At 64.4% G+C, this 26967-nt stretch carries 22 protein-coding genes and 1 tRNA gene; 14 read left to right on the plus strand and 9 right to left on the minus strand.

The genetic code is table 11. The annotated features are described in order from the left end of the window. Positions 1 to 20: 20 nt before the first annotated feature. Positions 21 to 845, minus strand: coding sequence for a serine O-acetyltransferase (gene cysE, locus Q0687_RS15745; RefSeq protein ID WP_298878244.1), 825 nt, complete (start codon positions 843 to 845; stop codon positions 21 to 23). A 275-nt stretch (positions 846 to 1120) separates the two neighbouring features. Between cysE and Q0687_RS15750 the strand changes: the two genes are divergently transcribed. Next, positions 1121 to 2482 (plus strand): hypothetical protein, encoded by a 1362-nt coding sequence (locus tag Q0687_RS15750; RefSeq protein WP_298878247.1) that lies wholly within the window; start codon positions 1121 to 1123, stop codon positions 2480 to 2482. A gap of 11 nt (positions 2483 to 2493) precedes the next feature. Here Q0687_RS15750 and Q0687_RS15755 read toward each other — a convergent pair whose 3' ends face one another. Continuing rightward, positions 2494 to 3249 (minus strand): alpha/beta hydrolase, encoded by a 756-nt coding sequence (locus tag Q0687_RS15755; protein ID WP_298878248.1) that lies wholly within the window; start codon positions 3247 to 3249, stop codon positions 2494 to 2496. A 35-nt stretch (positions 3250 to 3284) separates the two neighbouring features. Further along, entirely contained in the window at positions 3285 to 4421 is a 1137-nt protein-coding gene (locus Q0687_RS15760; RefSeq protein WP_298878249.1) for a hypothetical protein, read from the minus strand. A gap of 319 nt (positions 4422 to 4740) precedes the next feature. Here Q0687_RS15760 and Q0687_RS15765 point away from each other — a divergent pair, with 319 nt between their 5' ends. Both Q0687_RS15765 and Q0687_RS15770 read left to right on the plus strand, forming a co-directional pair. Beyond that, positions 4741 to 4986, plus strand: a complete 246-nt coding sequence (locus Q0687_RS15765) for a zinc-finger domain-containing protein (protein ID WP_007602543.1) — start codon at positions 4741 to 4743, stop codon at positions 4984 to 4986. A 19-nt stretch (positions 4987 to 5005) separates the two neighbouring features. Then, positions 5006 to 6208 (plus strand): FAD-dependent monooxygenase, encoded by a 1203-nt coding sequence (locus tag Q0687_RS15770; protein ID WP_298878251.1) that lies wholly within the window; start codon positions 5006 to 5008, stop codon positions 6206 to 6208. On the opposite strand, the gene Q0687_RS15775 is transcribed toward Q0687_RS15770, so the two are convergent. Then, entirely contained in the window at positions 6205 to 6615 is a 411-nt protein-coding gene (locus Q0687_RS15775) for a twin-arginine translocation pathway signal (RefSeq protein WP_298878252.1), read from the minus strand. The two genes, Q0687_RS15770 and Q0687_RS15775, sit on opposite strands and share 4 nt — an antisense overlap. 170 nt (positions 6616 to 6785) lie before the next feature. Here Q0687_RS15775 and Q0687_RS15780 point away from each other — a divergent pair. Together Q0687_RS15780 and Q0687_RS15785 are read left to right on the plus strand one after the other, a co-directional pair. Continuing rightward, positions 6786 to 6874 (plus strand) — tRNA-Leu (locus tag Q0687_RS15780). 562 nt (positions 6875 to 7436) lie between these two features. Then, the gene (locus Q0687_RS15785; protein WP_298878254.1) at positions 7437 to 7772 is read left to right on the plus strand and encodes a hypothetical protein; all 336 of its coding nucleotides are present in this window, start codon (positions 7437 to 7439) and stop codon (positions 7770 to 7772) included. A gap of 404 nt (positions 7773 to 8176) precedes the next feature. Here Q0687_RS15785 and Q0687_RS15790 read toward each other — a convergent pair whose 3' ends face one another. Next, positions 8177 to 9499 (minus strand): hypothetical protein, encoded by a 1323-nt coding sequence (locus Q0687_RS15790; protein ID WP_298878256.1) that lies wholly within the window; start codon positions 9497 to 9499, stop codon positions 8177 to 8179. 262 nt (positions 9500 to 9761) lie between these two features. Here Q0687_RS15790 and Q0687_RS15795 point away from each other — a divergent pair, with 262 nt between their 5' ends. Further along, positions 9762 to 11012, plus strand: coding sequence for a multidrug effflux MFS transporter (locus Q0687_RS15795; RefSeq protein ID WP_298878257.1), 1251 nt, complete (start codon positions 9762 to 9764; stop codon positions 11010 to 11012). Between the two features lie 312 nt (positions 11013 to 11324). Here Q0687_RS15795 and Q0687_RS15800 read toward each other — a convergent pair whose 3' ends face one another. Next, positions 11325 to 12938 carry an ABC transporter substrate-binding protein gene (locus Q0687_RS15800; RefSeq protein ID WP_298878260.1) on the minus strand — a complete coding sequence of 538 codons (1614 nt, stop codon included), beginning with the start codon at positions 12936 to 12938 and terminating at the stop codon, positions 11325 to 11327. A gap of 109 nt (positions 12939 to 13047) precedes the next feature. After that, a complete protein-coding gene (locus Q0687_RS15805) occupies positions 13048 to 14658 on the minus strand; it encodes an ABC transporter substrate-binding protein (RefSeq protein ID WP_298878262.1) in 1611 nt (536 codons plus the stop codon). Positions 14659 to 14925: 267 nt separating this feature from the next. Here Q0687_RS15805 and Q0687_RS15810 point away from each other — a divergent pair, with 267 nt between their 5' ends. From Q0687_RS15810 to Q0687_RS15845, 8 genes are all read left to right on the plus strand, one after another. Further along, positions 14926 to 16056 carry a M20/M25/M40 family metallo-hydrolase gene (locus Q0687_RS15810; protein ID WP_298878265.1) on the plus strand — a complete coding sequence of 377 codons (1131 nt, stop codon included), beginning with the start codon at positions 14926 to 14928 and terminating at the stop codon, positions 16054 to 16056. Positions 16057 to 16232: 176 nt separating this feature from the next. Then, positions 16233 to 17174 carry an ABC transporter permease gene (locus Q0687_RS15815; protein WP_298878268.1) on the plus strand — a complete coding sequence of 314 codons (942 nt, stop codon included), beginning with the start codon at positions 16233 to 16235 and terminating at the stop codon, positions 17172 to 17174. A 19-nt stretch (positions 17175 to 17193) separates the two neighbouring features. Continuing rightward, positions 17194 to 18081: an ABC transporter permease gene (locus Q0687_RS15820; protein WP_298878271.1), complete on the plus strand. Its 888-nt coding sequence runs from the start codon at positions 17194 to 17196 to the stop codon at positions 18079 to 18081. Between the two features lie 106 nt (positions 18082 to 18187). Beyond that, positions 18188 to 19837: an ABC transporter ATP-binding protein gene (locus Q0687_RS15825; protein ID WP_298878274.1), complete on the plus strand. Its 1650-nt coding sequence runs from the start codon at positions 18188 to 18190 to the stop codon at positions 19835 to 19837. 220 nt (positions 19838 to 20057) lie between these two features. Continuing rightward, positions 20058 to 21563: a M81 family metallopeptidase gene (locus Q0687_RS15830; RefSeq protein WP_298878276.1), complete on the plus strand. Its 1506-nt coding sequence runs from the start codon at positions 20058 to 20060 to the stop codon at positions 21561 to 21563. A 14-nt stretch (positions 21564 to 21577) separates the two neighbouring features. Beyond that, the gene (locus Q0687_RS15835) at positions 21578 to 22741 is read left to right on the plus strand and encodes a M20 aminoacylase family protein (protein WP_298878278.1); all 1164 of its coding nucleotides are present in this window, start codon (positions 21578 to 21580) and stop codon (positions 22739 to 22741) included. Between the two features lie 2 nt (positions 22742 to 22743). After that, on the plus strand, positions 22744 to 24165 hold the full coding sequence (locus tag Q0687_RS15840) for an amidase (protein WP_298878282.1): 1422 nt from the start codon (positions 22744 to 22746) through the stop codon (positions 24163 to 24165). 177 nt (positions 24166 to 24342) lie between these two features. Further along, entirely contained in the window at positions 24343 to 25233 is an 891-nt protein-coding gene (locus Q0687_RS15845) for a crotonase/enoyl-CoA hydratase family protein (RefSeq protein WP_298878285.1), read from the plus strand. A 104-nt stretch (positions 25234 to 25337) separates the two neighbouring features. Here Q0687_RS15845 and Q0687_RS15850 read toward each other — a convergent pair whose 3' ends face one another. Both Q0687_RS15850 and Q0687_RS15855 read right to left on the minus strand, forming a co-directional pair. Continuing rightward, positions 25338 to 26315: an NADPH:quinone oxidoreductase family protein gene (locus Q0687_RS15850; protein ID WP_298878287.1), complete on the minus strand. Its 978-nt coding sequence runs from the start codon at positions 26313 to 26315 to the stop codon at positions 25338 to 25340. After that, complete coding sequence (locus Q0687_RS15855; protein ID WP_298878288.1) at positions 26315 to 26923, minus strand: 2-hydroxychromene-2-carboxylate isomerase; 609 nt, start codon at positions 26921 to 26923, stop codon at positions 26315 to 26317. The genes Q0687_RS15850 and Q0687_RS15855 overlap by 1 nt, the downstream gene beginning before the upstream one ends. Between the last annotated feature and the right edge of the window lie 44 nt (positions 26924 to 26967).

The raw sequence follows: 26967 nt of genomic DNA on the forward strand, positions 1-26967 counted from the left end.
CGGCCCTCACCTCGCAGAACTCAAAGACCCATCGCGTTGATCATCTGGTCCATGGTGCGCGACGGCTCGGCGCAGCCGGCCTCGCCGACGATCTTCGCCGGCACGCCGGCGACCGTGACGTTGTGCGGCACGGGCTTCACCACGACCGAGCCGGCCGCGATGCGCGCGCAATGGCCGATCTCGATATTGCCGAGGATCTTGGCGCCGGCGCCGATCAGCACGCCGTGACGAATCTTGGGATGACGGTCCTCATTCTCCTTGCCGGTGCCGCCGAGCGTGACGCCGTGCAGGATCGAGACGTCGTCCTCGATCACAGCCGTCTCGCCGCAGACAAAGCCGGTGGCGTGGTCGAGGAAGATGCCGCGGCCGATGCGCGCGGCGGGATTGATGTCGGTCTGGAACACCGCGGACGCACTGCTCTGGAGGTAATACGCAAAGTCCTTGCGGCCCTTCAGATAGAGCCAGTGCGCGAGGCGATGAGTCTGGATGGCGTGAAAGCCCTTGAAGTAGAGCAAGGGATCGATGAATCGCGACGTCGCGGGATCGCGGTCGTAAACGGCGACGAGATCGGCGCGGAAGGCATTGCCGAGATCAGGATCGTCGCGCAGGGCTTCGTCGAAGGTCTGCCGCACCAGATCGCCCGAGAGCGCGGCGTGGTCGAGCCGGTCGGCCACACGATGGACCACCGAATCTTCGAGGCGGCTGTGATGCAGCACGGTCGAATAGATGAAGGTCGCAAGCTCGGGCTCGCGATGGACGATGTCCTCCGCCTCGCCACGGATCCGGTCCCAGATCGGATCGAGCGTCGCGAGCTTCCCTCCCGGATTGACCTGATGCACTGCCATGAATCTGCTCTTTCGAATGGGCTGCTTTTGTTGGATCTATAGCACAGTGTAGGCGACAAAGTCCTGACGGGCTTGCCTGAGAGTGAACAGCACCTTGCCCCGCGCAAGCACGCCAACGCCTTGAATTACAACAGTTTCTCTTGATAACCCCAGGCGGCAAGGTCGGCTTGAAATGGTCAGAGTCTTGCCAAATTCAAGTCGGGCGGCGTCAAACTATTGGTGAATTTCGTCTCGACCATTATTGCGGGCATGGTCCGGCAGAGGACGGAGCGGTTTTGAGCATCACCACCGATCAATTGCGCGCGCGCGCCGCGGGACCGCTTTGGCTGCGGCTGGCGGCGGTGGCCCTGCCCCTCCTCATGATCGCGCCGGCGTTCTGGAACGGCTATCCGCTGTTGCAATGGGATACCGGCGGCTATCTGGCGCGCTGGTACGAAGGCTATCTCGTGCCGAGCCGGTCCACCGTGTTCGGCCTCTACCTGCACTTTGGCGAGAGCTCCGGATTCTGGATCAACCTCGCGGTCCAGTCGCTGTCGACGTTGTGGCTGTTGCAGCTCACCTTGCGCGTCCTCTCGATGCTGCAGACGCCCCGCTTCGCCGCCATCAGCCTGCTGCTGATCGTGTCGACGGCCCTGCCCTGGCTCGCCAGCATGCTGCTCACCGACATCTTTGCGGGACTGTCGATCCTGTCGCTGTTTCTCCTGGTCACCGGCGGCAGCCGCATCTCGTGGGCAGAGAAGGCCGGGCTGTTCGTCTTCACCGCCTTCGCCGCCGCAACCCATAGCGCCACGCTCGGCGTGCTGTTCGGGCTCTGCGCCGCCGGCTGGATGGCGCGGCCGCTGCTGGGGCGTCGTCTGCCGATTGCGGGATTGGCGCAGGGCAGCCTGACGATCGTCGTCGGCAGCCTGATGCTGATCGCGGCCAACCACGCGCTGTCAGGCAAATGGGCGTGGACCCCCGGCGGCACCGGCGTCGCCTTCGGCCGCATGATGCAGGACGGCATCGTCGCGCGCTTCCTTGGAGATCACTGCCCGCACGAGAACTTCAAGCTTTGTCCCTATCGCAATGAATTGCCTGCCACCGCCGACGAATTCCTGTGGGGCAATAGCATGTTCAACACGCTCGGCCGCTTCGACGGGCTCAATGACGAAATGGGCACCATCGTCGAGCGGTCGCTCGCCGAGTATCCGGCCTGGCAGGCCGGGGCGGCGCTGCGGGCGACGGGCGAACAATTGCTGCATGTGGCGACCGGCGAAGGCGCCAGCGTCTGGATTCCGCACACCTATGGCATCATCGAGCGCTACATTCCGGCGCAGGTCGCGCCGATGCGCGCGGCACGACAGCAGAACTGGGAGCTCAATTTCGACACCGTCAACTGGCTCCACGTGCCGGTGGCGCTGGTCTCGATGCTGGGGCTGCTCGTGCTGCTCGGACACGCGCTGGCCAACAGAAGGCTCGACGACCTGACCCTGCTGGCGGCGACCGTGACGCTGGCCTTGCTCGGCAATGCCTTCATCTGCGGCGTGATCTCAGGGCCACACGACCGCTACGGCGCGCGCATGGTGTGGGTCGCGACCTTCGTGGTGCTGATGGCGCTGTCGCGTCGCTTTGGCGACGACGAGTCCAAAGCACGATAAGATCGCGCAGCTCAATCGCGGCGCGACAGGAAATCCAGCACGCCTGATTTGTAGACCTTGTCGCCGACCGCGCGCATGTGATCGCGGCCGGGAATATCGAGCACTTCCGAGCCGGGGATGATCGCACCCAACGCGCTGGCCGAGCCCGCGACGTCATCGGTCGAGCCGACCGCGACCAGCACGGGCACATCGATCCGCGCGGCCTCTTCCCTGGTCATGAGCTCGCGCGTGCCACGCAGACAGGCCGCCAGCGCGACACGGTCGGAGCGCGTTTGATCCGCAAACGCACGGAACGTGCGGCCGACGGGATCGCTGACGTCGTCGAGCGAGGGTGCTTCCAGCGCCCTGGCGACGACCTCGCCGGGCCCGGTGCCCTCGATCAGGCCGCCGATGCCGATGCCGCCGAGGATCGCCGAGCGCAGGCGCTGCGGCTCGTTGAGGCCGAGCCAGGCCGCCATCCGCCCGCCCATCGAATAGCCCATGATGTCGGCCTGCGGGATGGCGAGATGATCCATCAGCGCGAGCACGTCGCCCGCCATGGTGGGGATCGAGTATTGCGCGGGATCGTAGAGCTTTGCGCTTTCGCCATGGCCGCGATTGTCCAGCGCGATGACGCGGCGACCATTCTTGCGCAGCTCCGAGACCCAGGTCGGATAGACCCAGTTCACGTTCTTGCTGGAGGCAAAGCCGTGCACCAGGATGATCGGATCGCCCTCGCCTTCGTCGAGATAGGCAATTTCAACAGCGCCGTTGTGAAAGCTCGGCATCAGCAGGTCCGCAATGTTGTGGGAGAGGTTTGATCTTAAGCCGTAACGGCCGCGCTGGCCAGAGCGGCTTCAGCAGCAAGCTGCGCGCGGCGGAGCCGCCGGGCCCGCCTGCGATCGCACCAGGCCTGGGTGAGGCGCTCGGTGGTCGCCTTGATCGAGGATAGCAGGCCGAACAGAGTCAGTGCCGCACCAAGGAGCCACAGCGTGAGATCGAACGCGCCGCCGACGAGCAGCAACGCACCACGCCCCAGCACCTTCATGATCGCGCGCGTCTTGCTGCCTTGCGCTTCCGCCAGCCGCGCCGCGCGCGCGACATCCTTCGGGCCCTCGGCGATGCGCAAGCTATCCATGGCGCCGCGCGTACCAGTCTTCTCGGCCACGCGCGTGACATCCTTGCCGAGCCGGACCAGCGCACCGGCTTTCTCGACGCGGAACGCGGCCTTGATCGCACTCACGGTCTCGCCCGGACGGAACACCGAACCCTTGGCGACCGCGTTCTGAAGCATCGGCGTATCGACCACGTCACGCGCGGAACGGCCCGCCCATTCGGCAAGTCCCTCGCCGAGCCGTCCGACCTTGCGCGCATCCTTCACCAGCGTCAGCCCGGCTCGAACAGGCGCGGCGCCGCCGGCGGACACATAGGTCACGGCGGTCACCGCAAGACCCGCAGTGGCGAGACCAAGCACAAGGCGATCGGTATCCTCACCCATCGCGAGATGCTTGCCCTCGCGCACGACGTCCCTGATATCGCCGATCACGAAGAGATCGCCGGCCACCGTCCCTGACAGGCTCGCGACATCATCGGCATTGCCGGTGACGAGACCGGTGGCAAAGCGCTTGGCGAAATGCGCGCTGGAGTTTTCTGTTTTGACGGCATCGCTGACCCGGTTGAGCAGGTCGTCAGGCAGCGCGATGTTGCGGTCACGCGCGAGCGCGACAAAGCTGTCGGCGAGATCGGCATCGCCAGCCTTGAGCGCCGCCTCGATATTGTCCTGAACCAAATGATCGTTCTGCGCGAGCGCCGCATCCAACTTCAGCTCGGACAGCGCCGCCGGATCGTCCTGAGCTGCGAGAACAGCGCCGGCTTGCCGGGCATGCGGCGCTACCTGCGCGAGCACAAGGCTGCATGCAGCAATTCCTGCCAAAGCTGAGCTGATTCGCAGCCACTTCATGCTGAAAGCCTGGACCTCAGGAGAATCATCTGCGCGGGACCATTGGCCCGATGGTTCGTCTTTCGTCGCAATTTCACGTGTCCGAGAGAGATAGTATGCCAAAATTGCGACACAACGTCCCCGACGAAAGAAGGGCTTCTCTGAGGCGACAAGATTGTGTCGAATTTGCATGAGCAAATGAGCATGGGGCAATTGCGAACCTTTCGGTTCCGCCGGGCTAGCAATCATATGCACCCATCAGTATGGTCCGCGGCGTCATCAATTTGCCGCGTCACTGCTGATTGTGTCTGCCGCCATTGCCACTCCAGGATGAACTACGATGTCCGACCATGTCGTCCCGCACTTCCATAACGATGCCGGTGTCCCCGTCATCGAGATCGGCTCGCAAGAGTTCATGTGCGTCGGCGCCAATCCTCCGTTCGATCATCCGCACGTGTTCCTGGACCTCGGCAACGACAACGAGATCATCTGCCCGTATTGCTCGACGCTGTACCGCTTCGCGGCCGACCTGAAGGCGGGCGAAGCCCGTCCGCCCGAATGCGTCTTGAAGGACAAGGTGGCCTGACCGGTTTGTTCGGTCAGGGGTGGCTCTCCCGCGAACGATCGTCATTGCTGGTGCCGGAATCGGAGGACTGACGGCCGCGCTTGCGCTGGCCGCACGTGGATTTCGCGTCGTCGTGCTGGAAAAGGCCGAGCGGCTCGAGGAAGTCGGCGCCGGTCTGCAACTCTCTCCCAATGCCAGCCGCGTGCTGGTCGAGCTTGGCCTCGCCGATAGGCTCAAGCTGCGTGCCGTGGTGCCGGACGCGGTTTCGATCATGAGCGCGCGCGCCGGCGGCGAAGTGTTGCGGATGCCGCTCGGGGAAGCGGCGTCCGCGCGCGCCGGGGCCCCCTATTGGGTCGTGCACCGCGCTGACCTGCAATCGGCGCTCGCGGGCGCGGTCGCCGACCATCCCGATATCGACTTGAAGCTGGGCGCGACCTTCGAGGATGTCGCGCCTCACGCCAAGGGACTGACCGTCGTCCATCGCAGCGGCACCATCAGGCGCAGCGATCTCGCCAGCGCACTGATCGGCGCCGACGGCATCTGGTCGACGGTTCGCCAGCATCTGTTTCCCGAGGTGCAGCCACGCTTCTCCGGTCTGATCGCCTGGCGCGGCACGCTGGATGCCACGCAATTGCCGAAGGATCTGACGGCGCGGCGGGTGCAGCTCTGGATGGGCCCGAACGCGCATCTCGTCGCCTACCCCATCGCCGGCGGACGCCAGCTCAACGTGGTGGCGGTGCTGCCGGGCACCTGGAACAGGCCGGGCTGGAGCACGCCGGGCGATCCGTTCGAGGTGATGGAGGCCTTCGCCGCGCCGCGCTGGCCACCAACGGCGCGGATGATGCTGGCCGCCGTCGACAGCTGGCGTAAATGGGCGCTGTTCGGCGTGCCCGATGGCTGCCCCTGGAGCAAGGGCCCGGTCGCACTGCTCGGCGATGCCGTGCATGCGATGCTGCCTTTTGCCGCACAAGGCGCCGGCATGGCGATCGAGGATGCCGCCGTGCTCGGCCGGCATCTCAGCCTCGAGGCGGCCGAGGATATGGCCGGCATCACGGCCGCGCTGACGCAATATGGCCTGATGCGTCAGGCCCGTGTCAGGAAAGTGCAGCGGACCGCGCGGCAACAGGGCCGCATCTATCACTTCAGCGGCCCCCTCGCGATCGCCCGCGATCTTGCGATCCGCGCACTCGGGCCCGAGCGCATGCTGGCGCGGCAGGACTGGATCTACGGCTGGCGGCCTTAACGCTTCGGCGCGGGCTTGATGTCCGGCCGCTGCGGCGTGGCGCTCGCCGGGGTCGCATCAGGCGGCGTTTCGCGGCACCTGTTGCGGCGCCACGCCTCCTCCGCCAGCTGCGCCTGCCCGCGGACCGCGACATAGTCGTTGCGATAGGCGAGCTCGGACACGACGGCGCCGCCGGTCCCGGTCTCGGCCTTGTCCATCAACTTCTGCAAATCCGCGGTGCGGACGACGAGCGCTTTGCGCTCGGCCTCGAGTTGCTTGCAGTCGTACAGTTCGTATTTGGCGGGATCGGCGAAGGCCGGCGCGATCGTCTCACTGACGCTGGCGCAGCCGGACAGCGCGCAGCCGGCCACGACCAGCGCCGCGGCCGCGCAGCAGGTGCGCAGCGAAGAGGAAAACGAAGCAGTCATGCCGGATGCATAGTCCCCGTGAATTGAGAATGCCTAAAGCAGGGCCAGATGTCCGGATTGAGGCTTTGCCTTGTGCCGCCGGCTCGCTTAAGGAAGAACCCCCGATCCGGCCGAAAGCGCCAGCTCCAGACGGCTGGACGGGACTTAAGTGTTTGATCTCGTTGGATCAAGCGGGCATGGCGAAATTGGTAGACGCAAGGGACTTAAAATCCCTCGGCTCGCGAGAGCTGTGCCGGTTCGACCCCGGCTGCCCGCACCACCTGCCCCGGCACCGCCGATTGGGCCCACAGCATGATCCAGAAGCACGCTAGCGCAATCGCCAACTGATCGAAGCCGTCTATGAAGGCATACCCCGTGATCGACGCCAGCGCGGGAATACCGACCGCAACGGTCATGACGGCGGCAAGCCCCGCTGCAGGAAGATCGACGATGAGAATGGCGGCGTAGAGCGCGACATCGAAGAAGGCATATTCCTTCAGTCGCGGAGCGCAGAGGTAGAACGCATACATCGTGAGCACGGCGAGGCGCATCGCCGCGACGGGATGTTCAATCAGCCAGCGGTCGAACCAGTTCAACGGTGATCTCACGTCGACCGGCCCGCGCGCAGCAATCATGCGCCAGACTGAAACCGCGAGCGGCCCGATCACGAGCACTAGCGCGGCGAAGCCATAAAGCGAGGCAATGACCAGCTTGCTGCCGACAAGTCCGAGACGGTCTGCGAGTGCGCGCGCGAGGAACAGCAGCGACGGATTGACCTCGTTACTTGGCGAATGTTGCCCCGGAATCTGGCCGAAGATCGCGCCCAACCAGCTCGGAAGGAGATGGGCGTAAAACACCGCCGAGATCAGAATCGGCAGCACGAACCCACCGGATGCAACCGCGATCAGCATCAGCTTGCGCGACCGCTGCAGCGGCAAGAGATAGAGCGCAGCGATGATCGGACAGTAGACCAGCTTGAACGAGGTGACGAGGCCGAGCAGAGCGGCCCCGGCAAATTGCAGCAGCGAGCTCTTATTCCCCAGCCTGTCGGAGCCTGCAGGACGCAGCAACAGCGCCAACGCCGCCGCGATCAACAGGCCGCTGAAGATCGCAAAATTGCCGGTCGCCAGAACCCATTCGAGGCCGACGAAGCCGCCAAGCGCGAAAATAACCCGTAGCGCGGTGCCGCGGAGACTTCGACGGCCCTCGCCAAGACCAGGCAACGACAATGCGCACAGGATGGCAAGAACGAGATAGATGGCCTTGTAGTGGGCAACCAGTACGCCGCCGGCGCAGAGCGGGCGAAAAGCGTCCAGCGTCACGGGCAGATAAGGATAGGAATACTTCGCGTCCTTGAGGTTCTCCATGAAATAGGGATCGAGCCCGGCGATATGGGCATCGACGGCCGCGCAGTTCACCCGCGCGTCCCAACCGAAGGTCTCGCCCATGCCGAGATCGATCGCCGTTGCGGCAGCGACCAGCATGGCCACGGCCACGATGAGGCGGGTCAGCCAGCTCGTGCCCAGCACATCGGCGGCATGTGGCCCTCCCGCTGCGGCAAGGGATGCAGCATCACCGCTCTTCATGAAACCACCCCTTCCGGTTCGTCCCGTGCCGGCACGCCGCGAAAATCGAGCAGCATGGTCCAAAAGCAAACCAGCGCGATGGCGAGCAGAGCAAACCGGCCCTCAAATGCAATTCCCGCAATCGAAGCCACTGCGGGAATGGCTATGGCGACGATCAAAACCATGGTGAGCGCCGATGACGAAAGATCGACCACGAGGACGGCGAGATAAAGCGCCAGCTCGAAAAAGGCGTATTCCTTGATGCGCGGCGAGCAGAGATAGAGCCCGTACATCGCAAGCACAGTGATGCGCATGGCGGCCTGCGGGTGATTCATCAGCCAGCGGTCCAGCCGTGCCGGGAATGATGCTCCACCGGCGGCAATCCCGATCCCGAGCGCCCGCACCAGCACCAGGGCGAAGGGTGCGAGCACGAGCGCGAACGCGGCAAGCGCGTAGATCGCGAACTCGATCGGCCTGTTGTCCGCCAGCCCGATGCGGTGGATGAGATTGTGCGCAACCAGGAGCAGCGATGGATTGATTTCTTCCAGATGGACCGAATGCTGGTTGGGGATCTGTCCCTTGATCGCGAGCAGCCAGCTCGCGAACAGCTCCGGATAGAACAGCACCGAGATCAGGATCGGTAGCGCGAAGCCAAAGCCCGCCACCGCGAGAAGACCAAGTTTCCGGGCACGTGGCAGCGGCAGGAAGTAGAGCGCAGCCAGGACAGGGCAGAACACCAGCTTGAACGACATGACGAGACCGAGCAGCGCTGCACCAGCGATGCGCATCTTGAAGCGCCGGTCGCCCTCCAGTTCGGCGTGAAGCAGCAGCGCCAGCGCCACCGCCGTCAGCAGGCCGCCCAGAATCGCAAAATTTCCGGATGCCAACACCCATTCGAAACCAACGAATGCGCCAAGCGCACAGAGCACCTTGAGGCCCACATCGCGCGGACCGGCACGCGACCTGCGGAGCCCAGGGAGGAGCAAGCCACAGAGCGCGGCGAGGACGAGATAGAGGCCCCGGTAGTGATCGATGAGAAAGCCGCCCGTGCAAAACGGTCGGAACGCGTCAAGGGTCGCCGGGAGATAGGGATAAGAGTAGGAGGTCCCCTTCAGGTTCTTGACGTAATAGGGATCGAGCCCCGCAGCATGCGCGTCGACTGCGGCACAATTGACACGAGCGTCCCAGCCGTAACCCGTCCCCAACGCAGTGTCGTTGGCGAGATTGCCTAGCGCCAGCAGGGTTACGATCGCGATCAGGGAACGAAGCCAGACGTTCCGACTCGGAGCCGTGTCTGCCGACGGTCCTAACCATCGTGTCGTACCGGTGACGTCGGACACCGCAAATACCTGTCTGTCTGGCTTCTCAGCGCCCTGTGTGGCGCCCCAAACCACAATGGGCAGGATGGATTGCCGATTGATGTCCTCGGCGTGGTGCCCCGATCTTATGGTGAATGCTTGGTTTCCAGCCCGCGGCTAGGGAAGGCGCACCGCTTGTGACGCGCCAAAACGATTGTTCCCCGCCGGACAGCCATCCCAAAACATGGGTTGTGCGACGCAGCATGGGCTTTAGATATAGCCCCTGAAATTAGGGGTAAGCTGCTTGTCCGACGTCAATGCCGACGAATGGGTGTCCTCAGGACACCGTCCGATGGGGTTTCCCGAATTCGTCATCGTGATCGCGTCCATCATGGCGCTGAATCCGCTCGCGATGGACATGATGCTGCCGGCGCTGCCCAATATCGGGGCGGCCTTCGGCATTCCCAACGCCAACCATCTCCAGCTTGTGCTGTCGACCTTCCTGATCGGCTTCGGTGCCGGCCAGTTCATCATGGGCCCGTTGTCCGACCGGTTCGGCCGCCGGCCGGTGCTGCTCGGCGGCATGGCGGTCTATGCCGTGGCGAGCGTGCTGGCGGTCGCCGCGCCGAGCTTCGAGACGCTGCTGCTTGCGCGCGCGCTGCAGGGGCTCGGCACTTCGGCGACGCGCGTCATCGCGACCTCGATCGTGCGCGACTGCTACGCCGGCCGCCGCATGGCGAGCGTGATGTCGCTGGCGATGATGATCTTCATCGCCGTGCCCGTGATCGCGCCCTCGTTCGGACAGGCGGTGCTAATGATCACGCATTGGCGCGGCATCTTCGTCGTGCTGATGCTCTACGGAATCATTGCGCTGGCATGGAGCGTGTGGCGGCTTCCGGAGACGCTGCCTGAGACCGAGCGCAGGTCGCTCGCGCCCGCCGACGTGCTCTCGGCCTTCCGCCAGACCGTCACCAACCGCCAGACCATCGGCTATGCGAGCGCCGCCGGCGCCGTGATGGGCGCGCTGTTCGCGTTCGTGTTCTCGGCGCAGCAGGTCTTCACTGGCATCTATCATCTCGGCCATTACTTCCCGCTTGCCTTCGCCGCGATCGCGGCCGGCACTGCCGTCGCCGGGTTTCTCAACGCGAAGCTGGTCGGACGGCTCGGCATGCGCGTGATCTCGCACGGCGCGCTCTCGCTCTACGCCGCAGTGGCTGGCGTGATGCTGCTGACCGAGATCCTCGGCGTGCTGCCGCTGCCACTGTTCATGGCCCTGTCGGCGCTGATGATGTTCTCGTTCGGCATGATGGTCGCCAACTTCACCGCGCTGGCGATGGAGCCGCAGGGTCATATCGCCGGCACGGCCTCTTCGCTCTACGGCTCGATCACGACGCTGATCGGCATCGTGGTCGGCACCTCGATCGGCCAGAGCTTTGACGGCACGCTGCTGCCGTTCTCGATCGGCTTCTTCCTGTCGACGCTAGCGGCGCTTGCGATCGTGCTCGTGGTGGAGAAGGGACGACTGTTCAAGCCGCATCATCGCCCGGTCGTGTAAGGAACTTCGAGGCGTCCGCGATGTTGTCCTGCAGCAATTCGAGAGGCGCCTTCAATGGAACCACAGCACCACGACGAAGCTCCCAAGTTGGACCGTCAGCCGACTGAGCGGCCGGCGTCGTCAGCCGAGCAAGCCGTCGTCAATCCGCCCTTTGCGAGCGAAGGGCTCGAGCAGGTCCGCGACAGCCACTGCTGAAGCGCGACGCGAACGCGACACACCTATTTCAGATCGAGATTGACAGACAAAAACGGCGCCGCTGATGACAGCGGTGCCGCGCGATGATTGGGACAAAAGACGCGGGACGCGCTCGCCCTACTCGGACTTGTCGATGTTCCAGAAGATCGGGGTTGCCGGGCCGTCGAGCACGCCGGACAGCGACTTCCGCCAGGCGCTCGGCGACTGATATTGCCCCAGCGGAATGTAGAGTACCTGATCGTAGGCTTCCTTCTGGATTTCGGTCGCGATCTTCTTCTGCTCGTCAAGCGAGGCGGCGCGGACGAAGGCGTCCTTTAACTGTTCGACCTTGGCGTCCTCCGGCCAGCCGAACCAGCCGCCCTTCTTGCCTTGCCCGCCGACGGCGATGTTGGAAATCGGGTTCGAGGCGTCGGCGCTGACGAAGTTTGTGACGAACATGTTCCAGCCGCCCTCCTTCGGAGGCTTCTGGCTGGCGCGCCGGCTTACCACCGTCTGCCAATCGGTGGCCTGCAAATCGACCTTGAAGCCGGCGTCGCGCAGTTGCTGGGCCATTACGATCGGCTGGGCCTTCAGCGTCACGACGTCGCCCGGCGCCATGAGCACGACCGGTGTCCCGTCGTAGCCGGACTCGGCGAGCGCCTTTCTGGCCGCAGCCATGTCGCCGCCCTTCGCGAGCACCTCACCGCCAATCTCCGTCGCGAACGGCGTGTCGCAGATGAAGGCCGCGGCGCACGTCTTGTAGTATTTGGGATTGCCGATCAGCGCATCGAGCACGTCCTTCTGGTTGACCGCCAGGAATGCTGCGCGGCGAACCCTGACGTTGTCGAATGGCGGATGCAGGAAGTTCATCCGCGCGCCGGTCTGGAAGCCGAACTTGTTCAGGATGTCGACCTTGAGGTCCTTGTCCGCTTCAATGGCGGGCAACATTTCGATGGCGGGAACTTCCATGAAATCAATGTCACCCGACTGCAGCGCGTTCAACGCCGTCTGTGCGTCCGGCATCGTGATCCATTCGACGCGATCGACCTTCACCACCTTGCCGCCGGCGGTCCAGCTCGGCGGCTCCTTGCGCGGCACATAGTCGGTGTTCTTGACATAGACTGACTTCACGCCCGGCTGGAATTCATCCTGCACGAACTTGAACGGCCCGGAGCCGATCTGCTCGGGGATCTGCTTGTCCACCGGCGTGTCGGCCAGACGCTTCGGCATCATGAAAGCGACCCGCGACGACGGCTTGCCAATCGCTTCCAGCACGAGCGCGTACGGCTCCTTCAGCTTCAGCGTGATGGTCTTGGGGTCGGTCGCCTCGATGCTCGCGGTGAACTGCATCATCTGCTGCCCCATGCTGTCGACGGCGGCCCAGCGCTTCAGCGAGGCAACGCAATCTTCCGCGGTGACGGGCGTGCCATCATGCCATTTCAGGCCGTCGCGCAGCGTGAAAGTGTAGGTCAGCTTGTCGTCGGAGATGGTCCAGTCCGCCATCTGCGGCTGGATCTTGAAGTTGGAATCCGTCGCGAGCAGCGTGTCGTAGACCATGTAGCCATGGTCACGCGCGATATAGGCGCTGGTGAAGATCGGATCGAGGATGCGCAGGTCCGAATGCATCACGGCGGTGATGGTCTTGCCCGCGGCGAGAACCGGCGAAGCCAGTGCTGCAAGCGTCAGGACTGAAAGCGCCGAGACGGAAAGCGCAAGTTTGGAGGCGAACGCACGACGCAGATGTCGCAACATCGAAGCTCTCCTGAAGAGCGACGCCGCTGAACACAGCGGCGCCGCACGATGATCGGGGTCAAAGGCGCGAGGCGCGCCCTTGTCTTGGCTTACCTTGGCTGGACTTGGCCTACTCCGACTTGTCGATGTTCCAGAAGATCGGGGTTGCCGGCCCGTCGAGCACGCCGGACAGCGACTTCCGCCAGGCACTCGGCGCCAGATACTGGCCAAGCGGAATGTAGATCACCTGGTCATAGGCTTCCTTCTGGATTTCGGTCGCGATCTTCTTCTGATCGTCGATCGAGGCGGCGCGGACGAAGTCGTCCTTGAGCTTCTCGATCTTGGCGTCCTCCGCCCAGCCGAACCAGCCGCCCTTCTTGCCCTGGCCGCCGATCGAAAGATTGGCGATCGGGTTGGACACGTCGGCGCTGACCCAGTTGGTGAAGAACATGTTCCAGCCGCCCTCTTTCGGGGGCTTCTGGCTGGCTCGGCGGCTCACCACCGTCTGCCAGTCGGTCGCCTGCGCATCGACCTTGAAGCCGGCTTCGCGGAGCAGCTGCACCGCCACGGTCGGCTGCGCCTTCAGCGTCACGACGTCGCCGGGCACCATGACGACGACGGGCGTGCCGTCATAGCCGGACTCGGCGAGCAGCTTCTTGGCTTCCGCCATGCCGTTGCCCTTGACCAGCGATTCGGAGCCGACGTCGGTCGCGAACGGCGTGTCGCAGATGAAGAAGGCGCCGCAGATCTTGTAGTATTTGGGATTGCCGACGAGCGCGTCGAGCACGTCTTTCTGGTTCATCGCCAGAAGCGCAGCGCGACGGATCTTCGGATTGTCGAACGGCGGAAACAGGAAGTTCATGCGACCGAGCGTCTGGTAGCCGAACTTGTTCAGCGTCTCGACCTTGAGGTCGGAATTGCCTTCAAGCACCGGCAAGAGATCCCACGGCGGCACCTCCATGAAGTCGATATCGCCCGATTGCAGCGCGTTCACCGCGGTCTGCGAGTCCGGCATGGTGATCCATTCGACACGGTCGACCTTCACCACCTTGCCGCCAGCGGTCCAGCTCGCGGGCTCCTTGCGCGGCACGTAATCGGGATTCTTCTCGTAGACGGCCTTCACGCCGGGCTGGAATTCACCTTGCACGAACTTGAATGGGCCGGAGCCGATCTGCTCGGGGATCTGCTTGTCCGGCGGCGTCTCGGCCAGGCGCTTCGGCATCATGAAGGCCACGCGCGAGGACGGCTTGCCGATCGACTCGAGCACCAAGCCGTAGGGCTCCTTGAGCTTCAGCGTGATCGTCTTGGGATCGGTCGCTTCGATGCTTGCCGTGAACTGCATCAATTGCTGGCCCATGCCGTCGACGGCGGCCCAGCGCTTCAGCGAGGCAACGCAGTCTTCCGCCGTCACCGGCGCGCCGTCATGCCACTTCAGGCCGTCGCGCAGCGTGAAGGTGTAGGTGAGCTTGTCGTCGGAGATCTTCCAGTCCGCCATCTGCGGCTGGATCTTGAAGTTCGAATCCGTCGCGATCAGCGTGTCGTAAACCATGTAGCCATGGTCACGCGTGATGTAAGCGGTGGTGAAGATCGGATCGATGATACGCAGATCCGAATGCATCACCGCGGTGATGGTCTTGCCCGCCGCAAATACCGGCGAGGCCATCGCCGTTGCAAGCGCGACGACCGATAGCGCAAGTTTGGAGGCGAACGCGCGACGCCCCCGGCGCATCAAGCTCAACATTAAAGTTTCTCCTGACGTGAAACTGTTCAAAGGCCGGCTATTGGTTGAGCATCAGGTTCGTTCTTTGGGCGAACTTACTTGATGCAATGCCTTTATCTTTCGAGACTTGCAGACCGTCTTGGGCACGTCAATCCGGTTTCGGTGCAGCCCCTTGCGGCAGGCGCAAGGGCTCCACAAAGACCGGATTGGCTCTACAACTCGATCTGCTCGTCCTGCCCGCGCCGATGCAATGCGCGTTCCACTTTTCGAAGCTTGAGAGACATCGAGATGAATCCAGCCAATCTCCCCTTTGATTCCGAAGCCATGCTCGAAGGATTGCGCACCTGGGTGGAATGCGAGAGCCCGACCTGGGATGCGAGCGCAGTGAACCGCATGCTCGATATCGCAGCGCGGGATATGGCGATCATGGGTGCGACGATCGAACGCATCGCCGGCCGCCAAGGCTTCGGCGGCGCCATTCGCGCGCGTTTTCCCCATCCCAGGCAAGGCGAGCCGGGCATCCTGATTGCCGGGCACATGGATACCGTCCATCCGGTCGGCACCATCGAGAAGTTGAAGTGGCGACGCGAAGGCAACCGCTGCTACGGCCCCGGCATCTTCGACATGAAGGGCGGCAACTACCTCTCGCTGGAAGCGATCCGGCAGCTGGCGCGCGCGTCTTTCACCACGCCGCTGCCGATCACCGTGCTGTTCACGCCGGACGAGGAAGTCGGCACGCCCTCGACGCGCGACATCATCGAGGCGGAGGCCGCGCGCAACAAATATGTGCTGGTGCCCGAGCCCGGCCGCGCCGACAACGGCGTTACCACCGGACGTTACGCCATCGCGCGCTTCAATCTTGAGGCGACGGGACGACCGAGCCACGCCGGTGCGACTTTGTCATCCGGACGCTCGGCCATCCGCGAGATGGCACGGCAGATTCTTGCGATCGACGCGATGACGACGGAGGACTGCACCTTCTCGGTCGGCATCGTGCATGGCGGGCAATGGGTCAATTGCGTTGCCACGACCGCCACCGGCGAAGCACTGTCGATGGCCAAGCGTCAGGCCGATCTCGACCGCGGCGTCGAGCGCATGCTGGCGCTGTCGGGCACCGCCAACGACGTCACCTTCAAGGTGACGCGCGGCGTGACCCGGCCGGTGTGGGAACCGGATGCCGGGACCATGGCGCTGTATGAAAAGGCGCGTAGCATCGCCAAATCTCTCGGCGCGGAATTACCACATGCGAGCTCCGGCGGCGGATCCGACGGCAACTTCACCGGCGCGATGGGGATCCCGACGCTCGACGGCCTCGGCGTCCGCGGCGGCAATGCCCACACGCTGGAGGAGCATATCGAGGTCGAGAGCCTCGTTGAGCGCGGTCGGCTGATGGCCGGCCTGCTGGCGACGCTGGAGTGACTTTGAGCCCGTCATTCCGGGGCGGTCCGAAGGACCGAGCCCGGAATGACTGTGGCAACGACCAGCCGCATTGCAAAATCCGTGGCCCCGATGGCACGGGAATTGCTGAAATGTTAGGCTGATGGCAACCTGCCGAAGGACTTGCCGCGATTTGACTCTAATCTGACGGATCCAACTTGCTCGGATATCTCGTTCGCCGAATCTTCGCCGCCGTGCCCGTCATGGGCGTCGTCGCGCTTTTCGTATTCCTGCTGCTGCGGCTGACGCCGGGTGATCCCGCCGCCATCCTCGCCGGCGACAATGCGACGCCCGAACGGCTCGAACGTATCCGCACCTCGCTCGGCCTCAACGAGCCGCTGATCGTCCAGTTCATCACCTGGGTGAACAAGCTGCTGCACGGCGATCTCGGCACCTCGCTGATCTCCAATCTGCCGGTCATGAAGATGATCGGCCAGCGCGTCGAGCCCTCGATCTCGATCGCGCTGTCGACCATCATCCTCGCGGTCATCGTCGCCGTGCCGCTGGGCGTTATCGCGGCCTGGAAGCACGGCACCTGGATCGACCGTTTCGTGATGGGTCTGTCCGTGCTTGGCTTCTCGGTGCCGGTGTTCGTGGTCGGCTATGTCCTGATCGAGGTGTTTGCGATCGACCTGCGCTGGCTGCCGGTGCAGGGCTTCAAGAGCATCAGCGCAGGCTTCTGGCCGTTCTTCGAGCGCATCATCCTGCCGACCTGCGCACTCTCCTTCATCTACATCGCGCTGATCGCGCGCATGACACGCGCGGCCATGCTCGACGTGCTCGGCGAAGATTATGTGCGGACGGCGCGCGCCAAGGGCATCAACGAGGTCGCGGTGATGCTGCGGCACGCGCTGCGCAACGCCGCGGTGCCCGTGATCACCGTGATCGGCACCGGCTTTGCGCTGCTGATCTCCGGCGTCGTCGTCACCGAGAGCGTGTTCAACATCCCCGGCATCGGCCGCCTCACCGTGGACGCGGTGCTGGCGCGCGACTATCCGGTGATCCAGGCGATGATCCTGCTGACCTCGCTGATCTACGTCGTCGTCAATCTCCTGATCGACGTCGCCTACACGCTGCTCGATCCCCGGATCCGGTACTAAGGCTAGGACAAGAACAACAATGACGGTCGATAGCCTTCCCCAGTCCTCCATTCCGATCACGTCGCCGCTGCGGCCGCGCCTCGGATTCCTCACCTCGACGCCGATCATCGCGGCGGCCACGATCCTGCTCGCAGCTATCGTGCTGATCTCGATCCTGGCACCGCTGATCGCGCCGCATGATCCGATCCAGCTTGCGCCTTCGCAGCGGCTCAAGCCGGCGTCGGCGCAATTCCTGCTCGGCACCGATGCCTATGGCCGTGACCTCTTGTCGCGCGTCATCTATGGCGGCCGCATCTCGCTCTTGATCGGCATCGGCTCGGCGGTTCTGTCGGTCGTCATCGGCCTCGCGATCGGCCTCGTCTCCGGCTTCTTCAAGCTCGTCGATTCCGTGATGATGCGCATCATGGACGGCCTGATGGCGATGCCGAGCATCCTGCTTGCGATCGCCGTGGTCTCCCTGTCGGGCGCCAGCATCTGGACCGTGCTGGTTGCCATCACCATCCCCGAAATCCCGCGCGTGGCCCGTCTGGTGCGCTCGGTCGTGCTGTCCGCGCGCGAGGAGCCCTATGTCGAGGCCGCGATCTCGGTCGGCTCCAGTCTGCCGAAGATCATGTGGCGACACCTGATGCCGAACACGATCGCACCGCTGATCGTGCAGGGCACCTATGTCTGCGCCTCCGCGATCCTCACCGAAGCCATCCTCTCCTTCCTCGGCGCCGGCATCTCGCCGGAGACGCCGACCTGGGGCAACATCATGGCCGAGGGCCGCCAGTACTTTCAGCTCAAGCCGACGCTGATCTTCTGGCCGGGCCTGCTGCTCTCGATTGCCATCCTCAGCATCAATTTGATCGGCGACGCCGCCCGCGACGCCCTCGATCCCCGCATGAAGCAGCGGGAGGGCAAGTGAAACCCTTTACTCCGTCGTTCCGGGGCGGTGCAAAGCACCGAACCCGGAATCTCGAGGTTCCGGGTTCGCGCTTCCGCGCGCCCCGGAACGACGTTGGAGATCTCGCATGACCAACCCAGTTCTCGACATCAACAACCTCGTCGTCTCCGTCGGCAAGAAGCCGAATGGGCCGAAGATCATCGACGGCATCTCGATCCAGGTGCACGCAGGCGAGACGCTGTGTCTCGTCGGCGAAAGCGGATCGGGCAAATCGGTGACGTCGCTGACCACGATGGGCCTGCTGCCGAAGGGCACGCTGGTGCCGTCGGGCGGCAGCGTCAAGCTCGTCGGCGAGGAGATCCTCGCCGCGACCGATCGCCGTCTGCGCCAGCTGCGCGCGACCAAGATGGCGATGATCTTCCAGGAGCCGATGACCGCGCTCAATCCGGTGGTACCGGTGGGCCGCCAGATCGACGAGGTGCTGCGCGCCCACACCAGGCTCGATGCGAAGGCGCGCAAGCGGCGCATCCTCGACATGATGGAGCAGGTCCACCTGCCCCAGGTCGAGCGCATCTTCGCCTCCTACCCGCACCGCCTCTCCGGCGGTCAGCGCCAGCGCATCATGATCGCGATGGCATTGGTGCTGGAACCGAAGCTGCTGATCGCGGACGAGCCGACCACGGCGCTCGACGTCACCACGCAGAAGCAGATCCTGTCGCTGATCCGCGAGCTCCAGCGCGATCACGGCACCGCGGTGCTGTTCATCACCCATGACATGGGCGTGGTCGCGGAGATTGCCGACCGGGTCGCCGTCATGCGCCAGGGCCGGCTGGTCGAGACCGGCCCGCTCGAGACCGTGCTGCGCAATCCCGCGATGGAATACACCCGCAATTTGCTGGCCTCCGTGCCGAGCCTGGTGCCGCGGCCGCCGCGTGAGGAGAGCCGCGAACCGATCGTGCTCGAGGCCAACGACCTCAGCAAGATCTACAAGGAGCGCGCCTTCTTCGGCAAAGGCCGCGAGGTCGTGGCCGCCGACAAGGTGACGCTGACGCTGCGCAAGGGCCGGACCCTCGGCATCGTCGGCGAAAGCGGCTCGGGCAAGTCGACGGTGGCACGCTGCATCGTGCGCCTGATCGATCCGACCTCCGGCGGCGTGCGGCTTGCCGGCCGCGAGATTTCCGACATCTCGCGCCGCCTGCTGCAGCCGCACCGGCAGAAAATCCAGATCGTGTTTCAGGATCCCTATCGCTCGCTCAATCCGCGCGTCACCGTCGGCGAGAGCATCGCGGAAGGCCCGATCAATTACGGCGTCTCGCACGCGAACGCGATGAAGCGGGCGCGCGAGCTGCTCGAGCTGGTCGGCCTGCCGCCCGACGCCATCTCGCGCTATCCGCATCAGTTCTCGGGCGGCCAGCGCCAGCGCATTGCGATTGCGCGGGCGCTCGCGCTCGATCCCGATGTGCTGGTCGCGGACGAAGCAGTCTCCGCGCTCGATGTTTCCGTGCAGGCGCAGGTGCTGGAACTCCTCGACGAGATCCAGAAACGGCTCGGCATCGCAATTCTGTTCATCACCCATGACTTGCGCGTCGCCGCGCAAATCTGCGACGAGGTGGTGGTGATGCAACACGGCCGCGTCGTCGAACAGGGCCCCGCGGCCGAAGTGCTGACGCACCCGAAGGAGACCTATACCAAGGCCTTGCTGGACGCCGCCCCGGGCCGCAACTGGGACTTTGCGAATTTCCGGCCGGTGTCGGAGGGTGTGGCGGCCAACGCGTAGCTCTCTCCACTCGTCATTGCGAGGAGCGAAGCGACAAAGCAATCCAGGCTGTCCCCGCGGAGGGATCCTGGATTGCTTCGCTGCGCTCGCAATGACGTTGGTTGCCGCGAGCATTCCCAAAACAGCTTGAGGCCATGCACAGCGCGGGTGCGTCCCACCTTGCTCTCGCCGCAGGGGCAAGGCTAACGTCCCGCACTCTTTGTTCACTGGACTTGAATTGATGACTCGTATCGCCGTCGGCGGCTTCCTGCACGAGACCAACACCTTCGCTCCGACGAAGGCGACGTATGCCGACTTCCAGCATGGCGGCGGCTGGCCGGCGATGACACAGGGGCCCGACGTGCTGAAGGTGATGCGGCGCATCAATGTTGGGCTGGCCGGTTTCGTCGACAGCGCCGAAGCCAATGGCTGGGAACTGGTTCCGACCATCGCATGCGGCGCGAGCCCATCGGCGCATGTTACGGAGGATGCGTTCGAGCGCATCGTGAAGGTGATGGTCGACGGCATCAAGGCCGCGGGCCCGATCGACGCGGTCTATCTCGACCTGCATGGCGCCATGGTCACCGAGCATCTCGACGACGGCGAAGGCGAGATTTTGGCGCGCGTGCGGGGCGTCATCGGCAAGGATATTCCCCTGGTCGCAAGCCTCGACCTGCATGCCAACGTCACGCCTGAGATGATGGAACACGCGGACGCGCTGATCGCCTACCGCACCTATCCGCATGTCGACATGGCCGACACCGGCCGCGCCTCGGCCAAGCATCTCGCTCTGCTGCTGGAGACGAAGCAGCGCTTCGCAAAGTCGTTCCGCCAGATACCGTTCCTGATCGCGATCAGCTGGCAATGCACCAACGACTTCCCCACCAAGGGAATCTACCAACGGCTCGCCGCGCTGGAGAGCGATGCGGTTCCGACACTGTCCTTCGCGCCGGGCTTCCCCGCTGCCGACTTCCGCGATTGCGGGCCGAGCGTGTTCGCCTATGGCAAGACGCAAGCGGACGCCGACCGCGCCGCGGATTCAATCGTCAAGCTGATCGAAAGCCACGAGGACGATTTCGACGGAAAGATCTGGTCGCCCGATGACGGCGTGCGCCATGCCATGGAACTTGCGAAGAGCGCAAGCAGGCCGATCATCATCGCCGACACCCAGGACAATCCCGGCGCCGGCGGTGATTCCGACACCACGGGCATGCTGCGCGCGCTGGTGCGCAACAGAGCGAGCGCGGCAACCGGCGTGATCTACGATCCGGAATCGGCCAAAGCCGCGCATGCGGCTGGCGTCGGCGCCACCGTGACGCTGTCGCTCGGCGGCAAGTCAGGCATTCCCGGCGACGAGCCCTATACCGAGACCTTTGTCGTCGAAAAGCTTTCCGACGGCCGCTTCATCGCGCCCGGCCCCTATTTTGGCGGCCGCGAGATGGAGATGGGCCCCTCCGCGTGCTTGCGCATCGGTGACGTCCGTGTCGTCGTGAGCTCGCACAAGGCGCAGCTCGCTGACCAGGCGATGTACCGCTATGTCGGCATCGAGCCGACGAAAGAAAAGATTCTGGTCAACAAGAGCTCGGTGCATTTCCGCGCCGATTTCGAGCCGATCGCGGAAAAGCTGATGATCTGCGCCGCGCCCGGCGCGATGCCGGCCGACACCGCCTCCCTGCCCTGGACGCGCCTGCGTCCGGGCATCCGCATCAAGCCGAACGGCCCCGTTTTCAATCCCCCTTCACGCTAACCGGACAGGATCACATGCCCACCATTGACCGCATCGACGGCTACGCCGACGAACTCACCGCTATCAGGCGCGATCTGCACGCCCATCCCGAGATCGGCTTCGAGGAGGTCCGCACGTCGGGCATCGTCGCCGACAAGCTGGCTGGCTGGGGCATTGAGGTGCATCGCGGTCTCGGCGGCACCGGCGTGATCGGAATCATCAAGGGCAAGGGCTCGGGCAGCAAACGCATCGGACTGCGCGCCGACATGGATGCGCTGCCGATGGAAGAGAACACCAATCTGAAATGGAGCTCGAAAATCCCCGGCCGCTTCCACGGCTGCGGCCATGACGGCCACACCACCATGCTGCTCGGCACCGCGCGCTACCTCGCCGAGACCCGGAATTTCGACGGCACCGTGCACCTGATCTTCCAGCCGGCCGAGGAAGGCCTCGGCGGCGCCCGCGCCATGATCAAGGACGGGCTGTTCGAGAAATTTCCCTGCGACGAGCTCTACGGCCTGCACAACGCGCCCGACCTCAACCATGGCGAGATCGCGATCCTGCCGGGCCCGGCGATGGCCAGCGCCGACTTCTTCGACCTCCGCATCACCGGCTACGGCGCGCATGGCGCGATGCCCGAGCGCTCCAAGGACGCGGTTGTGATCGCGACCACGCTGGCGCAGGCGATCCAGACGATCGTCAGCCGCAACGTCGAACCGCTCCAGGCCGCCGTGGTGTCGATCACCCAGATCCATGCGGGCTCGGCCTACAATGTCATTCCCGGCGATGCGCATCTCTGCGGCACCATCCGCACCTTCTCGAAGGAAGTCCGCACCCTCGTCAGCGAACGCATCCGCACCATCTGCGCCGGCATCGCCAGCGCCTATCAATGCGTGATCGACGTCGACATCCGCGACACCTTCAACGTGCTGGTCAACCAGGTCGAGCAGTCCAAGGTGGTCGAGGACGTCGCGCGCACAGTCGTCGATCCCGCCAAGGTGATCACTCGCACCCAGCCGAAGATGGGCAGCGAGGATTTTGCCGACATGCTGGAGACCATTCCCGGCGCCTATTTCTGGGTCGGCCATGACGGCTCGGTGCCGGTGCACAATCCCGGCTTCGTGCTCGACGACAAGATCCTGCCGATCGGCGCCAGCATGTTCGCCCGGATCATCGAAACGCGCATGCCGGTCGGCTAGCAATGCAGAAAAAAAGCGCCGAAGATACCGTCACCTCGCTGCACGATCTCTCCGCGGTCGATCTGATCGCAGGCTATCGCGCCAAGCAATTCTCGCCGAGCGAGGTGCTGGAGGATTTGCTCACGCATGTCGCCGCGTGGGAGCCGCATCTGAAGGCGCTCTATGCGTTCGATCCCGATGGCGCGCGCCAGGCCGCCAAAGCCTCGACCGCGCGCTGGACCGGGGGCGAGCCTTGCGGCTCGCTCGACGGCGTGCCTGTCACGGTGAAGGACAACATCGCGACCAAGGGCGTGCCGGTGCCGCTGGGCGCTGCGAGCGTCAAGCTCGTGCCCGCCGAGAAGGATGCCCCGCCCGCCGCACGGCTGCGTGAAGCAGGCGCGATCATCTTCGCCAAGACCACGATGCCCGACTACGGCATGCTCTCCTCGGGACTCTCGTCGTTCCATGCGCTCGCGCGCAATCCCTGGGACCTCTCCAAGAATCCCGGCGGCTCCAGCGCGGGCGCAGGCGCCGCGGCGGCGGCCGGCTATGGCCCGCTGCATCTCGGCACCGATATCGGTGGCTCGGTCCGTCTGCCGGCGGGCTGGTGTGGCCTCGTCGGCCTGAAGCCGAGCTTCGGCCGCGTGCCGATCGATCCTGCTTATTTCGGCCGCGTCGCCGGCCCGATGACCCGCACGGTCGATGATTGCGCGCTGATGATGAGCGTGATCGCCAAGCCCGATCGGCGCGACGGCACGAGCCTTCCCGCCGAGCCGCTGAACTGGAAGGGGCTGGAAAAGTCGCCGCGCAAATTACGCATCGGCCTGATGCTCGATGCCGGCGTCGGCCTGCCGGCGGAAAGGGCCGTCCGCGACGTCGCGGTGAAGGCGGCCAAGGCGTTCGAATCCGCAGGTAGCGTCGTCACCGAGGTCGACGGCATTCTCACGCGCGAGATGCTCGATGGCCTCGACAATTTCTGGCGCGCGCGGATGTGGGATGATCTGTCGAAACTGGCGCCGGCCGAACAGGCAAAGGTGCTGCCCTACATCTTCAAATGGGGCGCATCCGGCGCGAAGCTGTCGGGCGTCGACGTGATCCGCGGCTTCAACCAGACCATGGCGATCCGCGCGGCCGCGTCAAAACTGTTCTGCGAGCTCGATTATGTGATCTCGCCGACAGCGCCGAACGTGAACTATGCAGCGGAATGGGCCTCGCCCACCAACGATCCGATGCGGCCGTTCGAGCACATCTGCTATACCGTGCCATGGAATATGTCGGAGAACCCGGCCGTCTCCATCAATGGCGACTTCGATCCCACAGGTTTTCCCATCGGCGTGCAGATCGTCGGCCGCCGCTTCGACGACATCGGCGTGCTCGGCATGGCCAAGGCGTTCGAAGGCCTGCGCGGCGCGCAAAGGCCGTGGCCGAAGCCGCCGGCGACGTAAACAGTCTCTCGTCATTCCGGGTTGCGCCCTGTTGGCGCAAGCCCAGAGTCCATTCATCGGCACTACTGATGCCGAGAGATGGATTCTCAGGTGCGCAATTGCGCACCGTAGCTCGCGCTTCGCGCGACCCGGAATGACGTGTTACAGAGAGAGCAATAATAATGGAAGGAAACCGCCATGGCGTATGAGACGATCAAATACGAGGTCGCCGAGCAGATCCTCACCATCACGCTGAACCGGCCCGACAAGCTCAACGCCTTCAATGCGCAGATGCAGGCAGAACTGATCGACGCGTTCGACGCCGCCGACAAGGACGACAATGTCCGCGCCATCATCGTCACCGGGGCCGGCCGTGGTTTTTGCGCAGGCGCCGATCTGTCGTCGGGCGCAAACACATTCGATCGCGACGCGCGGCGCGGGCCGGTGAAGCGGTTCGCCGACGGCAAGGTCGATTACAGCGATCCGCAGGTGCGCGACGGTGGCGGCCAGGTCACCTTGCGCATCTTCAAATGCCTGAAGCCCGTCATCGCCGCGGTGAACGGACCCGCCGTGGGCATCGGCGTCACCATGCAGCTCGCAATGGACATCCGCATCGCCTCGGACGCGGCGCGCTTCGGCTTCGTGTTCTCCCAGCGCGGCATCGTGCCGGAGGCCGCCTCGAGCTGGTTCCTGCCGCGCATCGTCGGCATCTCGCAGGCGCTGGAATGGTGCTATTCGGGCCGCGTCTTCCCCGCGCAGGAGGCCCTTGCCGGCCGTCTCGTCAGCAAGGTGGTGCCGCCGGATGGTCTGCTGCCGACCGCGCGCGCATTGGCAAAGGAATTCGCCGCCAAGACCGCGCCGGTGTCGGTGGCGCTGATCCGTCAGATGATGTGGCGGATGATGGGCGCCGACGATCCCATGGAAGCCCACAAGGTCGACAGCCGCGGTATCTATGCCCGCGGCCGCTCGGAGGATGTGAAGGAAGGCGTGGTATCGTTCCTGGAGAAGCGCCCCGCGCAGTTCAAGAACAAGGTGTCCAGCGACATGCCGGACTATTTCCCGTGGTGGACCGAGCGGGAATACAAGTGACGCTCTCGTAGGGTGGGCAAAGCGAAGCGTGCCCACGCATTTTTCGTAATCGAGAGAGATGGTGGGCACGGCGCAAGAGCGCCTTTGCCCACCCTACGGCAGCTTTAATCCATCACCAACGCCACCCGCCCGATCGCCTTGCGATCCAGCAACAACCGCATCGCCTTGGCAAACTCCGCCAACGGCAGGCGGTGCGAAATGTTGGGCCGCAGCTTGCCCTCCTCCGCCCATTGCAGCAGCGCCTTCAGACGCACCTCTCCCAGCGCCGGATTCTTGCGTACCGCTTCGCCCGCACGCACGCCGAGCACGCTGGCGCCCTTGATGAGCAAGAGATTGGTCTTGGCCGAGCCGATTCCGCCGGTGAACCCGATCACCAGGAGACGCGCGCCCCAGGCGATGCAACGCATCGAGTCCTCGAACACCTGGCCGCCGACGGGATCGAACACGACGTCGGCGCCGCGGCCATCGGTGATGCGCTTGACGGCATCGCGAAACGGCTCGCGGTCGTAACGCACGAGATGATCGGCGCCGCGCGATTGCGAGATGGCAAGCTTTTCGTCGCTAGACGCCGTCGCGATCACGGTGGCGCCAAGCATCTTGCCGATCTCGACGGCGGCAAGACCGACGCCGCCTCCGGCGCCGTGCACCAAAAGCACCTCGCCCGGCGCGACCCGGCCGCGGTCGATCAGCGCGTGATAGGCGGTGCCGTGGCCAGCGAGATAGGTTGCGCCTTCCGCGTAATCGAACGTCGACGGCATCGGCGTGAGCTGCGACGGCATCACCACCGCCTCGTCCGTGAAGGCGCCGTGACGCATCTTGACGATGACCTTGTCGCCGACCGAAACGCCCCTCGCCTCGGCGCCGACCTCGATGACGTCGCCGGCAGCTTCCATCCCCGGGGTGAACGGCAGCTCGGGCTTCAGCTGATACTCGCCTGCGGCCATCAGCACATCAGGGAAATTCAACCCCGCGGCACGGATGGCAACTCGCACCTCGCCCGGCTTGAGAGCGCGCGACGGAAACTCTTCCAGCCGCAACGTTTCGGGCGGGCCGAGCGCGCGGCAGACGACAGCCCGCACCATCAGGCCACGCTCGCCTTGCTGCGTAGCAGCGCCTCGCGGATCAGCGGCAGGCGGTCATTGCCAAAATATATGTCGGTCTTGTTCACGAAAATGGTCGGCGAGCCGAAGCCGCCGCGGGCGACGACCTCTTCAGTGTTGGCCTTCAGCTGATCCTTGATCGCCTGTTCCGAAATGCCGGCGAAGAATTTTTGCTCATCGATGCCGACCTTCCTGCAGATCTCGGCGAGCACCGCGTCCTGCGAGATGTCCTTGTCGCCGCCCCAATAGGCCTCGAACACCGACGTCGCGAACGGCACCATGTCTTTGCCGAGCCAGATGCAGCCGCGCATCGCCTTGACGCTGTTCACCGGAAACACCGTCGGCGGCATCTTGATCGACAGCCCTGCCGAGCGCGCCCAGTCAGCGAGATCCTTCTTCATGTAGCGCGCCTTCAGCGGCACCGGCGTCTCGCGCTGCGCGTAGACGCTCGGATTGACCGTGTTGAAGATGCCGCCGACCAGGATCGGTCGCCAGACGATCTCGGCGCCAAGCTCTTTCGCCAGCGGCTGGATGTTGTGGAAGGCGAGATAGGTCCAGGGGCTGGAGCAGTCGAAGAAGAATTCGATCATGGCGTTTCCTTGTTTTATTCTGCTCTCTCCCCCGTCATTGCGAG

It is taken from the genome of uncultured Bradyrhizobium sp., assembly GCF_936928535.1.
Lineage (GTDB): Bacteria > Pseudomonadota > Alphaproteobacteria > Rhizobiales > Xanthobacteraceae > Bradyrhizobium.

What these genes read in the sequence shown, in the direction of transcription:
- cysE (WP_298878244.1), bottom strand. Translation starts at nt 845, where the DNA reads ATGGCAGTGCATCAGGTCAATCCGGGAGGGAAGCTCGCGACGCTCGAT.
- Q0687_RS15755 (WP_298878248.1), bottom strand. Translation starts at nt 3,249, where the DNA reads ATGCCGAGCTTTCACAACGGCGCTGTTGAAATTGCCTATCTCGACGAA.
- Q0687_RS15760 (WP_298878249.1), bottom strand. Translation starts at nt 4,421, where the DNA reads ATGAAGTGGCTGCGAATCAGCTCAGCTTTGGCAGGAATTGCTGCATGC.
- Q0687_RS15765 (WP_007602543.1), top strand. Translation starts at nt 4,741, where the DNA reads ATGTCCGACCATGTCGTCCCGCACTTCCATAACGATGCCGGTGTCCCC.
- Q0687_RS15775 (WP_298878252.1), bottom strand. Translation starts at nt 6,615, where the DNA reads ATGACTGCTTCGTTTTCCTCTTCGCTGCGCACCTGCTGCGCGGCCGCG.
- Q0687_RS15785 (WP_298878254.1), top strand. Translation starts at nt 7,437, where the DNA reads ATGGGCGTAAAACACCGCCGAGATCAGAATCGGCAGCACGAACCCACC.
- Q0687_RS15800 (WP_298878260.1), bottom strand. Translation starts at nt 12,938, where the DNA reads ATGTTGCGACATCTGCGTCGTGCGTTCGCCTCCAAACTTGCGCTTTCC.
- Q0687_RS15805 (WP_298878262.1), bottom strand. Translation starts at nt 14,658, where the DNA reads ATGTTGAGCTTGATGCGCCGGGGGCGTCGCGCGTTCGCCTCCAAACTT.
- Q0687_RS15810 (WP_298878265.1), top strand. Translation starts at nt 14,926, where the DNA reads ATGAATCCAGCCAATCTCCCCTTTGATTCCGAAGCCATGCTCGAAGGA.
- Q0687_RS15820 (WP_298878271.1), top strand. Translation starts at nt 17,194, where the DNA reads ATGACGGTCGATAGCCTTCCCCAGTCCTCCATTCCGATCACGTCGCCG.
- Q0687_RS15825 (WP_298878274.1), top strand. Translation starts at nt 18,188, where the DNA reads ATGACCAACCCAGTTCTCGACATCAACAACCTCGTCGTCTCCGTCGGC.
- Q0687_RS15830 (WP_298878276.1), top strand. Translation starts at nt 20,058, where the DNA reads ATGACTCGTATCGCCGTCGGCGGCTTCCTGCACGAGACCAACACCTTC.
- Q0687_RS15835 (WP_298878278.1), top strand. Translation starts at nt 21,578, where the DNA reads ATGCCCACCATTGACCGCATCGACGGCTACGCCGACGAACTCACCGCT.
- Q0687_RS15840 (WP_298878282.1), top strand. Translation starts at nt 22,744, where the DNA reads ATGCAGAAAAAAAGCGCCGAAGATACCGTCACCTCGCTGCACGATCTC.
- Q0687_RS15845 (WP_298878285.1), top strand. Translation starts at nt 24,343, where the DNA reads ATGGCGTATGAGACGATCAAATACGAGGTCGCCGAGCAGATCCTCACC.
- Q0687_RS15850 (WP_298878287.1), bottom strand. Translation starts at nt 26,315, where the DNA reads ATGGTGCGGGCTGTCGTCTGCCGCGCGCTCGGCCCGCCCGAAACGTTG.
- Q0687_RS15855 (WP_298878288.1), bottom strand. Translation starts at nt 26,923, where the DNA reads ATGATCGAATTCTTCTTCGACTGCTCCAGCCCCTGGACCTATCTCGCC.